General features: G+C 65.5%; 12 protein-coding genes. 8 read left to right on the top strand and 4 right to left on the bottom strand.

Annotation, left to right across the window (positions count from 1 at the left end):
- The 5 genes from HLH28_RS13155 to HLH28_RS13135 all read left to right on the top strand — a co-directional run.
- Positions 1-184: hypothetical protein (locus HLH28_RS13155; RefSeq protein WP_182959886.1), on the top strand; the 184-nt coding region annotated here is incomplete at its 5' end.
- 31 nt (positions 185-215) lie between these two features.
- Positions 216-956, top strand: coding sequence for a TlyA family RNA methyltransferase (locus HLH28_RS13150; protein ID WP_182959884.1), 741 nt, complete (start codon positions 216-218; stop codon positions 954-956).
- A 99-nt stretch (positions 957-1,055) separates the two neighbouring features.
- Positions 1,056-2,273: a 23S rRNA (adenine(2503)-C(2))-methyltransferase RlmN gene (gene rlmN, locus HLH28_RS13145; RefSeq protein WP_182959882.1), complete on the top strand. Its 1,218-nt coding sequence runs from the start codon at positions 1,056-1,058 to the stop codon at positions 2,271-2,273.
- A 133-nt stretch (positions 2,274-2,406) separates the two neighbouring features.
- Positions 2,407-3,636 (top strand): argininosuccinate synthase, encoded by a 1,230-nt coding sequence (locus tag HLH28_RS13140; RefSeq protein ID WP_182942698.1) that lies wholly within the window; start codon positions 2,407-2,409, stop codon positions 3,634-3,636.
- 50 nt (positions 3,637-3,686) lie between these two features.
- Positions 3,687-4,181: an FKBP-type peptidyl-prolyl cis-trans isomerase gene (locus tag HLH28_RS13135; RefSeq protein ID WP_182959880.1), complete on the top strand. Its 495-nt coding sequence runs from the start codon at positions 3,687-3,689 to the stop codon at positions 4,179-4,181.
- A gap of 50 nt (positions 4,182-4,231) precedes the next feature.
- Here HLH28_RS13135 and HLH28_RS18155 read toward each other — a convergent pair whose 3' ends face one another.
- A complete protein-coding gene (locus tag HLH28_RS18155; protein ID WP_246396151.1) occupies positions 4,232-4,453 on the bottom strand; it encodes a hypothetical protein in 222 nt (73 codons plus the stop codon).
- A 14-nt stretch (positions 4,454-4,467) separates the two neighbouring features.
- Here HLH28_RS18155 and HLH28_RS13130 point away from each other — a divergent pair, with 14 nt between their 5' ends.
- Genes HLH28_RS13130 through HLH28_RS13120 form a run of 3 tightly spaced genes read left to right on the top strand, consistent with a single transcriptional unit; the run spans position 4,468 to position 6,495 of the window.
- A complete protein-coding gene (locus HLH28_RS13130; RefSeq protein ID WP_338029732.1) occupies positions 4,468-5,010 on the top strand; it encodes a c-type cytochrome in 543 nt (180 codons plus the stop codon).
- Positions 5,011-5,050: 40 nt separating this feature from the next.
- A complete protein-coding gene (gene trpS, locus HLH28_RS13125) occupies positions 5,051-6,046 on the top strand; it encodes a tryptophan--tRNA ligase (RefSeq protein WP_182959876.1) in 996 nt (331 codons plus the stop codon).
- Between the two features lie 29 nt (positions 6,047-6,075).
- Positions 6,076-6,495 carry a secondary thiamine-phosphate synthase enzyme YjbQ gene (locus HLH28_RS13120; protein ID WP_182959929.1) on the top strand — a complete coding sequence of 140 codons (420 nt, stop codon included), beginning with the start codon at positions 6,076-6,078 and terminating at the stop codon, positions 6,493-6,495.
- A gap of 25 nt (positions 6,496-6,520) precedes the next feature.
- On the opposite strand, the gene HLH28_RS13115 is transcribed toward HLH28_RS13120, so the two are convergent.
- The 3 genes from HLH28_RS13115 to HLH28_RS13105 are packed head-to-tail and all read right to left on the bottom strand — an operon-like array spanning position 6,521 to position 9,290.
- Entirely contained in the window at positions 6,521-7,318 is a 798-nt protein-coding gene (locus tag HLH28_RS13115) for a ribonuclease T2 family protein (RefSeq protein ID WP_338029731.1), read from the bottom strand.
- Positions 7,319-7,321: 3 nt separating this feature from the next.
- A complete protein-coding gene (fghA, locus tag HLH28_RS13110; protein WP_182959874.1) occupies positions 7,322-8,170 on the bottom strand; it encodes an S-formylglutathione hydrolase in 849 nt (282 codons plus the stop codon).
- A 4-nt stretch (positions 8,171-8,174) separates the two neighbouring features.
- Positions 8,175-9,290 (bottom strand): S-(hydroxymethyl)glutathione dehydrogenase/class III alcohol dehydrogenase, encoded by a 1,116-nt coding sequence (locus tag HLH28_RS13105; RefSeq protein WP_182959872.1) that lies wholly within the window; start codon positions 9,288-9,290, stop codon positions 8,175-8,177.
- Between the last annotated feature and the right edge of the window lie 250 nt (positions 9,291-9,540).

Below are 9,540 nucleotides of genomic sequence, written 5' to 3'. Positions count from 1 at the left end.
GCACCACCTGGCCCGCACCGGCCTGCTCGACACCGTCCGCTTCCGCCCCATGACCCTCCCCGACCGCTTCATCGACCACAACACCCAGGACGCCCAGTATCACGAGGCCGGGCTCGACGCCCTCGCCATCTCACACACCGCGCTCCACGCCCTGGGGGTCGCCGCGTCCCAGCAGACCGCCTGATCCGGGACGGATAGGACAGGGGGATCGGCGGATGGCCAAGCAGCGTGTGGACCAGATGCTGGTCGATCGGGGCCTGGTGGAAACGCGCAGCCGCGCGCAGGCGCTGATCCTGGCCGGTTTGGTGTTTTCGGGCGAACAGCGGGTCGCGAAGGCCGGTGACCAGTTGCCCGAGGACGCGCCGCTGACGCTGCGGGGGCAGGACCATCCCTGGGTATCGCGCGGCGGGATCAAGCTCGCCCATGCGCTGGAACATTTCGGCCTGTCGCCCGAAGGCGGCATCTGCCTGGATGTCGGCGCATCGACCGGCGGCTTCACCGACGTCCTGCTGACCCACGGCGCACGGAAGGTCCATGCGGTCGACGTCGGGCATGGGCAATTGGCGTGGAAGCTGCGCAGTGATCCACGCGTGGTCGTCCTGGAAAAATGCAACGCCCGCGCGCTGGATCGCACGATCATCCCCGATTCGATCGACGTGCTGGTGTGCGACGCCAGCTTCATCGGCCTGCGCACCGTCCTGCCGGCCGGGTTGGAATTGTGCCGGCCTGGCGCATGGGCCGTGGCGCTGATCAAACCGCAATTCGAAGCCGGACGGGCCGCCGTCGGCGCCAAGGGCGTGGTGCGCGACCCGGCCGTGCATGACGAGGTCTGCCAGACCGTTCGCGACTGGTGGGACGCCCTGCCCGGCTGGCAGGTCCTGGGGATCGAGCCCAGCCCCATCACCGGGCCGGAAGGCAATCGGGAATTTCTTATCGCCGCCCGGCGCGACGCCTGAACCATCCAGGGACGCACCCGCAGGTATTTCCCCTTTTGCCGCGCGAATGTGTTACGCAGCGCGGATTCAGCCCTGCCCCAACCGGATGATTATCTTTCCATGAGCGCCGTTTCCGCCCCCGCGACCCAGCATCCCGCCGACACCGGCCTGGCCGCCACCCTGACGGATGCCGAACGCCAGCGGATCCTGGCGAAATCCGCCCTGTTCGCCCCCCCCAGCGGCGTGCTGCCGGACGGACGGCGCGAACTGGTGGGCCTGTCGCGGGAGGAAATGACCCAGGCGCTTCTGGAAATCGGTGAAAAGCCGTTCCGGACCAAGCAGCTATGGCACTGGATCTATCATCAGGGCGTCACGGATTTCGAGCGGATGAGCTCGATCGCCCGCCCCTTGCAGGCCAAGCTGGCCGAACGGTTCGTCATCGGCCGGCCCGAGGCCGCGACGGTGCAGACATCGAGCGACGAGACGCGCAAATTCCTGTTCCGTTTCCGCGACGGGCAGGAAGCCGAGACCGTCTATATTCCCGACCGGCGCGAGGATCGCGGGGCGGTGTGCATTTCCTCGCAGGTCGGTTGCACCCTGTCCTGCACCTTCTGCCATACCGGCACCCAGAAGCTGGTCCGGAACCTGGGCGCCGCCGAAATCGTCGGCCAGTTCATGGCGGCCCGCGACAGCTATGGCGAATGGCCCAGCCCCCGTGGCGAGACGCCGCGCCTGCTGTCGACCATCGTGCTGATGGGCATGGGCGAGCCGCTGTACAATTACGAGAACATCGCCAAGGCGATGAAGATCGTCATGGATGGCGAGGGGATCGGCCTGTCGCGCCGGCGCATCACCCTGTCCACGTCGGGCGTGATCCCGATGATGGACCAGTGCGGCAGCGAACTGGGCATCAACCTGGCGATTTCGCTGCATGCGGTCCGTAACGACCTGCGCGACGAGATCGTGCCGCTGAACCGCAAATACCCGATCGAGGACCTGATCGCGGCGTGCCGGCGCTATCCGGCCGCCAGCAACGCGCGGCGGATCACCTTCGAGTACATCATGCTGCGCGGCATCAACGACAGCGAGGCCGAAGCCCGTGAACTGGTGCGCCTGATCGCGGGAATTCCGGCCAAGGTCAACCTGATCCCGTTCAATCCCTGGCCCGGCAGTTCCTACAAGCCCTCGACGCGCGAACAACTGGCGAAATTCGCCCAGATCGTGATGGAAGCCGGCTTTGCCTCGCCCATCCGCATGCCGCGCGGGCGCGATATCCTGGCCGCATGCGGACAATTGCGTACCGAAAGCCAGCGCGAACGCCGCGGCCAGCCGGCCTGACGCCGCTTCGGACCGGCTGCGCCCAAAAAACAGGCGCACCCGCTGGCACCGCCCGCCATCCAATGCTAGGACGCGGGAACCCTACAGGCGGGTCCGCCCGTACTTCAGCTTCGACGACAGGAGACCTCTTTCCATGGCCGCAAAGGACGTCAAGAAGGTCGTACTCGCCTATTCAGGCGGTCTCGACACGTCCGTGATCCTGCGCTGGTTGCAGACCAGTTACGGGTGCGAGGTCGTGACCTTCACGGCCGACCTGGGCCAGGGAGAGGAACTGGAGCCCGCCCGGAAGAAGGCCGAGATGTTCGGCGTGAAGGAAATCTTCGTCGAGGATCTGCGCGAGACCTTCGTGAAGGATTTTGTCTTCCCGATGTTCCGCGCGAACACGCTGTATGAAGGCCAGTACCTGCTGGGCACCTCCATTGCCCGCCCGCTGATCGCCCAGCGCCAGATCGAGATCGCCGAAGCGGTCGGCGCGGACGCCGTCGCCCACGGGGCCACCGGCAAGGGCAACGACCAGGTCCGTTTCGAACTTGCCTACTACGCTCTGAAGCCCGATGTGACCGTGATCTCGCCGTGGCGCGAATGGGACCTGACCTCGCGCACGCGCCTGCTCGCCTTCGCCGAGGAACATCAGATCCCCATCGCCAAGGACAAGCGCGGCGAGGCCCCGTTCTCGGTCGATGCCAACCTGCTGCACTCGTCGTCCGAAGGGAAGCTGCTGGAAGATCCGGCTGTGGCGCCCGACGAGATCGTGTTCCAGCGTACGATCTCGCCCGAAAACGCCCCGGACGTCGCGACCGAGATCGCGATCGACTTCGTGTCGGGCGATCCGGTGGCGCTGAACGGCGTGACCTTGTCGCCCGCGACCCTGCTGACCCGCCTGAACGAGCTGGGCCGGGCGAACGGCATCGGACGTCTGGACCTGGTGGAAAACCGGTTCGTCGGCATGAAGTCGCGCGGCATCTATGAAACGCCGGGCGGCACCATCCTGCTGGCCGCACATCGCAGCATGGAGACCATCACGCTGGATCGCGAGGCCGGGCATCTGAAGGACAGCCTGATGCCCCGCTATGCGGAGCTGATCTATAACGGTTTCTGGTTCTCGCCCGAGCGCCGGATGCTGCAGGCCCTGATCGACGAGAGCCAGCATTCCGTGACCGGCCGCGTGCGCCTGAAGCTGTACAAGGGCAATGTGATCTGCGTCGGACGCGAAAGCCCGAACAGCCTGTACGATACCCGCGTGGTGACCTTCGAAGACGACGAAGGCGCCTATAACCAGGCCGACGCCCAGGGCTTCATCAAACTGAACGCCCTGCGGCTGCGGCTCGGGGCCCAGATCGGGCGACGCGGCGGCGCGCTGTGACCATGGCGCGGCCGGCTCTTCCTCCTCCGCCATTTTCCGACCGAGGTGTCATGAAACGTCTGTCCCGCTTCATCCCCCTCCTTGTCGCATCTGCGCTGGCCCTGCCGCTGGCGGCGTGCGGCAACAAGGCCGGTGATGACGAACCGGATCTGACGCCCGCGCAGTTCATGACGAAGGTGCGCGCCCAGCCGGGGGTCAAGACCCTGCCGGACGGGTTGGCCTACAAGATTCTGGATTCCGGCCCGAAGGATGGCCAGAGCCCGTCGCCGGGCGATATGCTGATGGTCATCTACGAAGGCCGCCTGCCGGATGGCGGCATCTTCGACAGTTCGGACCAGCACGGCCACGGCGCCTACATGCAGATGCCGCTCGACGGTGTCATCAAGGGGTGGATGGAAGCCCTGCCGATGATGCATGTCGGGGATACGTGGATGCTCTATGTTCCGCCGGAACTGGGATACGGACACCGGGCGATGGGCATCATTCCGTCGGACAGCCCCCTGGTCTTCAAGATCCAGTTGCTGGGCGTGTCCCGGGGCCAGTAACGGGCCGGGGCTGAATGGCGCGACCGGATCACCCCATCGCGCCATCCGCCCTAGCCCCCTGTCCTGCCTTTCCCATGCCTGCCTTTGCCGAACATGGCCCGGCAACGGGGCGAGAGCTTGTCGATCTTCTTTTCCATGCAGGCCTGCACCTTGCTTTCGTTCGGGATGGCGAAGGCGCAGAGCTTGATCGCGTCGCCCCGGCAGGCAGCGGACTGCTCCTCACGCGTTGGGGCGGCGGTCGCGGGCCAACTCCAGGGGCCAAGGCTGGCCAGCGCTGCAACGCAGCATGAAACGGGCAATAAAATGCGGCGCACCGAAATCTCCTCTTGTCCGCAGCTTATGCGATAGTGCCTTGATGCAACGTCGCCCGCGAACAGCCGTTTCCTGCCTCGCCATCCTGCTTCTGCTTCCGCTGGCGGACTGTTCGCGGCATGGCGGGCCGGGGCTGTCACGATACCGTCCCAACTGCGGGATCTGCCATCATGGCGGGGAAGGCATGAAAGGGGAGATCCCGCCCCTGATCGGGCGGATCGACCAGATCGCACGCACGCCCGAAGGCCGGCATTACCTGGCCGACGTGCTGTTGAACGGGTTGAACGGACCGCTGATCGCCAATGGCGATCGCTACAATTTTTCGATGCCATCCTTCCGGCGTCTGCCGGACCAAGACATCGCCGCCATCCTGACCTATCTTTCGGCGGCGGGGGATCGGCCGGATCCGCCGGTCTTCCACGCCGCCGATATCGCCGCCCAGCGAACGCCAGTCCTGTCTCCGTCGGCGGTTGCGGATGAACGTCGGGCCCTGGACAAGATCCATCCCCTGCCCTGACCCTTGACCGAATGGGGCCGGACGACTGAAAAGAACGCTCATGCAACGCATTTTTTCCGGCATCCAGCCGACCGGTATCCCGCAACTGGGCAACTATCTCGGCGCGATCCGCAACTGGGTCGCCCTGCAACGCGATCACGAGTGTATTTTCTGCCTCGTGGACATGCACGCGATCACGGTGTGGCAGGATCCGGCCGCCCTGCGCCAGCAGACGCTGGCCCAGACCGCCGTGCTGCTGGCGTCGGGGATCGACCCCCATGCCCATATCCTGTTCAACCAGTCCGCCGTGTCGGCACATGCGCGACTGGGCTGGATCCTCAACTGCGTGTCGCGCCTCGGCTGGCTGAACCGGATGACGCAGTTCAAGGACAAGGCCGGCAAGGACCGCGAAAACCATTCCGCCGGCCTGTATGTCTATCCCAACCTGATGGCCGCCGACATCATGGCCTACAAGGCAACACGGGTGCCGGTGGGCGACGACCAGCGCCAGCACCTGGAACTGGCCAACGATATCGCGCAGAAATTCAACCATGATTACGGCGTCGATTTCTTTCCGGCGATCGAGGCGCTGATCCCGCCTGGCGCCGCGCGGGTCATGAGCCTGCGTGACGGCACGAAGAAGATGTCCAAATCCGACCCTTCGGCCCAGAGCCGGATCGAGATGACGGATGACGCCGACGCGATCGCACTCAAGATCCGCCGGGCGAAGACCGACCCCGAACCCCTGCCCACCGACCCGGCCGACCTGCCGGCGCGGCCCGAAGCCCGCAATCTGGTTGAAATCTATGCCGCGCTGGCGGGCATGACGGTCGCGGATGTCCTGGCGCGCCACGGCGGCGAAGGGTTCGGCCCCTTCAAATCGGCGCTTACCGACGTCCTGGTCGAGACCGTCGTGCCGATCGCATCTGAAACACGTCGGCTTCTGGATGATCCAGAGCATCTGCAGACCGTATTGCGCGAGGGTGCCACGCGCGCCCGGGCCATCGCGGAGCCGGTGGTAAGCGAGGTCGAACGGCTCGTCGGCTTCCTGAAATAGGATTGAAAGAGGACAGAGGACATATGCCCATGCGTCAGGCCCTGCACCGTCTAAGGATCGCCACGCATGGCAAGGGGCTGGTGCCCTTCACCCGCGATGTCCGGGATTGGGTCACCTCTACCGGGATCGGAACGGGGTTGCTGACAGTATGGTGCCGGCATACGTCGGCATCCCTGACCGTTCAGGAAAACGCCGATCCGACGGTGCTGGAGGATATCAAGCGCTATTTCGAGGCGCTGGTGCCCGAGGCGCCCGGGCGCTACATCCATGACGACGAGGGGCCGGACGACATGCCCGCGCATCTTCGCACCATGCTGACCCAGACCCAGATCTCGATCCCCGTGGCCGACGGGCGCCCTGTCCTGGGGACGTGGCAGGGTCTGTACCTGTTCGAACACCGGCGCCATCCCCATCAGCGGGACATCGTCCTGCACCTGATCGGCGAATAGGGGCCTCCATACCCGACGGCCGCCTTTACCGTGCCACTGCGGGCCAGATCGGGATCGTGAAGTTTGCGGGGCAGTTGTCCTGCGGTTCCGGCGACCTCATGAACGATTCCGGCCGGGGAAACGAAGCAACGGCCCCGGTTCGGATGGTGAACCAGAACTGGGTCAGCATGCTGCGGCCATGATCGGTTTCGCAACGTAGCTGCAGGGCGCGGTCGACGTCGGTCCCAAAGGTGCCCCGGAACACGGCCAGAAGCGCGTCATGGCCGACCTCCTGGCCGGCATGCGCACGCAGATACGCCCCCATCGGAGAGGCCGCGACCGTCGCCCGCATGGCCAGGGCAGTGCGGAAAAAGGTTTCCGCGGGCATTCCGAAGCATTGCACATGCTTGCGGTATTCATGTGTCGCCAGATCGTCGCGCAGATGCGCGACGGCGTCACCCAATGCCTGCCGCGTGCCCTCTGTCAGGACGATCGGCGCGCCCTTGTCCTGACCGGGATAGATGTCGCATCCGGCGGCCCACCATTGCGGCGGGGTCACGCCCTGATCGATCAGCTTCTGGGGGCGCGACGCCCATAGCCCGTGCAATCCGATCAGCGGCGCCTGCGGCTGGTCGGCCAGGCAGCCGGGTCCGCTGGCGCAAAAGCCGGGCTGCCATGTCAGGGCCAGCGTATAATGACCGAAATCGCCATGCGCGGTCGGCTGCAGTACCGGCAGGCCAAGGGTGGCCTCGGGCAATGGGGCCGGCGCCTTGGGCGCGCACGCCGCAAGCCCCAGCACCAGCAGTGCCGTCAGGGCCAGGCCCGTCACATGTCGGAACAACACCCTCTAGCCCCTGAGGATGGCAGCATGGTGGGCCAGATGGTCCTGGATGAAGGACTGGATGAACCAGTACGAATGATCGTAGCCGGGATGGCGCCGCAGAGTCAGCTCCTGCCCTGCCGCCTTCGCGGCATCTTCCAGATGCTGGGGCTGCAATTGCTCGGCCAGGAACTGGTCCGCCTTCCCCTGGTCGACCAGGATCGTCGTCGGATGACGATGCCCCGCCCGCAGCAGCAGGGTCGCGTCATGCGACGCCCAGCTTGCCCGGTCCGGCCCCAGATAGCCGGAAAACGCCTTCTCGCCCCACGGCACGCCGGCCGGATGAACGATCGGGGCAAAGGCGGAGACCGACTTCCAGCGATCCGGCGCGCGCAACGCATGGACCAGCGCCCCATGGCCGCCCATCGAATGGCCCATGATCCCGCGCCGAGCCCCGTCCAGAGGGAAATGGGCCTCGGTCAGAGCCGGCAGTTCCGTGCCGACATAGGACCCCATGCGGTAATGGGCGTTCCAGGGCGCCTGGGTGGCGTCCAGGTAGAATCCGGCGCCACTGCCGAAATCATAGGACTCGTCTTCGCCGGCGACGCCCGCGCCGCGCGGCGACGTATCGGTGGCGACCAGCGCGATGCCGGTTTCCGCGGCGAAGCGAATGGCATTCGCCTTGATCAGGAACGTCTCCTCGGTGCAGGTCAGGCCGGCCAGGACGTGGATCACCGGCACCCGCGCCACGTCCGACGCCCCACCGGGCAGGAAGACCGCAAAGCGCGCCTCCAGCCCCAGGGACGCCGACATGTGGCTATAGAACCCCACCCTGCCGCCACAGCAGGCATGTTCGGATCGCGTGGTGATGGTCATCGGATCAGAACTCGACGACGGTGCGGATGCTCTCGCCGCGCGTCATCAGGTCGAAGCCTTCGTTGATCTTCTCCAGCGGCAACTTGTGGGTGATCAGGCTGTCGATGTCGATCTTGCCGTCCATGTACCAATCGACGATCTTCGGTACGTCGGTCCGGCCGCGCGCGCCGCCGAAGGCCGATCCGATCCAGCGCCGGCCGGTGACCAGCTGGAACGGGCGGGTGCTGATTTCCTGCCCCGCGCCGGCTACCCCGATAATGGTCGATACCCCCCAGCCCCGGTGCGAACATTCCAGCGCCTGGCGCATCAGGGTGGGATTACCCACGCATTCGAACGAATAATCCGCGCCACCGCCCGTCAGTTCCACCAGATGGCCCACGACGTCGCCGTTCGGTCCCAGGTCCTTGGGATTGACGAAATGAGTCATGCCGAACTTGCGCGCCATCTCCTCGCGCGCCGGGTTGATGTCGACGCCGACGATCATGTCGGCCCCGACCATCTTCGCGCCCTGAATGACGTTCAGGCCGATGCCGCCCAGGCCGAACACCACCACGGTCGATCCGGTTTCAACCTTCGCGGTGAACAGCACGGCGCCGATGCCCGTCGTCACCCCGCAGCCGATATAGCAGACCTTGTCGAAGGGCGCGTCGGGGCGGATCTTGGCCAGGGCGATCTCCGGCAGGACCGTGTAGTTCGCGAACGTCGAACAGCCCATGTAATGATGAATCGGCTGGCCCTTGTACGAAAAGCGCGAGGTGCCGTCGGGCATCAGCCCCTTGCCCTGCGTCGCGCGAATCGACGTGCACAGGTTCGTCTTGCGCGACAGGCAGGACTTACATTCCCGGCATTCCGGCGTGTACAGCGGAATCACATGGTCGCCGGGCTTCAGGTGGGTGACCCCCGGTCCGACCTCGACCACCACGCCCGCGCCCTCGTGCCCCAGAATCGCGGGGAACAGCCCTTCCGGGTCCGCGCCCGACAGCGTGTACTTATCTGTATGGCACAGGCCGGTCGCCTTAACTTCAACCAGGACCTCGCCCGCCCGGGGCCCGTCCAGCTGGACCGTTTCGATCTCCAGCGGGCGTCCCGCCTCGAATGCCACTGCCGCTCTTACGTCCATGCCCGTGATGCTCCGCGTCCGTCAGGTTAGAAATCGTGTACGAAATAAAGACGTGCGTTCCCGGACGGTCAATGTCCGGCGGCGCATTATGCGGGATCGGCGACATGTGGCCCGCACACTTTCCTGATTGCGACAGAAAATGTCGGGATCGTCACAAATTTTCTTCATGAATGCCAAGGCATTGTCTTTCCCGTGGCACCGTGCGAGCCACAATGGCCAAACGGCATGGCCGTCGGGACCACCACCATCC

The organism is Gluconacetobacter tumulisoli (assembly GCF_014174155.1).
In the GTDB taxonomy this organism is placed as follows: Bacteria; Pseudomonadota; Alphaproteobacteria; order Acetobacterales; family Acetobacteraceae; genus Gluconacetobacter; species Gluconacetobacter tumulisoli.
Note: the sequence above shows the minus strand (reverse complement) of the source record. Positions and strands in the feature narration are given on the sequence as shown.

Coding starts and splice junctions, on each gene's coding strand:
- HLH28_RS13150 (WP_182959884.1), top strand. CDS start 216: ATGGCCAAGCAGCGTGTGGACCAGATGCTGGTCGATCGGGGCCTGGTG.
- rlmN (WP_182959882.1), top strand. CDS start 1,056: ATGAGCGCCGTTTCCGCCCCCGCGACCCAGCATCCCGCCGACACCGGC.
- HLH28_RS13140 (WP_182942698.1), top strand. CDS start 2,407: ATGGCCGCAAAGGACGTCAAGAAGGTCGTACTCGCCTATTCAGGCGGT.
- HLH28_RS13135 (WP_182959880.1), top strand. CDS start 3,687: ATGAAACGTCTGTCCCGCTTCATCCCCCTCCTTGTCGCATCTGCGCTG.
- HLH28_RS13130 (WP_338029732.1), top strand. CDS start 4,468: ATGAAACGGGCAATAAAATGCGGCGCACCGAAATCTCCTCTTGTCCGC.
- trpS (WP_182959876.1), top strand. CDS start 5,051: ATGCAACGCATTTTTTCCGGCATCCAGCCGACCGGTATCCCGCAACTG.
- HLH28_RS13120 (WP_182959929.1), top strand. CDS start 6,076: ATGCGTCAGGCCCTGCACCGTCTAAGGATCGCCACGCATGGCAAGGGG.
- fghA (WP_182959874.1), bottom strand. CDS start 8,170: ATGACCATCACCACGCGATCCGAACATGCCTGCTGTGGCGGCAGGGTG.
- HLH28_RS13105 (WP_182959872.1), bottom strand. CDS start 9,290: ATGGACGTAAGAGCGGCAGTGGCATTCGAGGCGGGACGCCCGCTGGAG.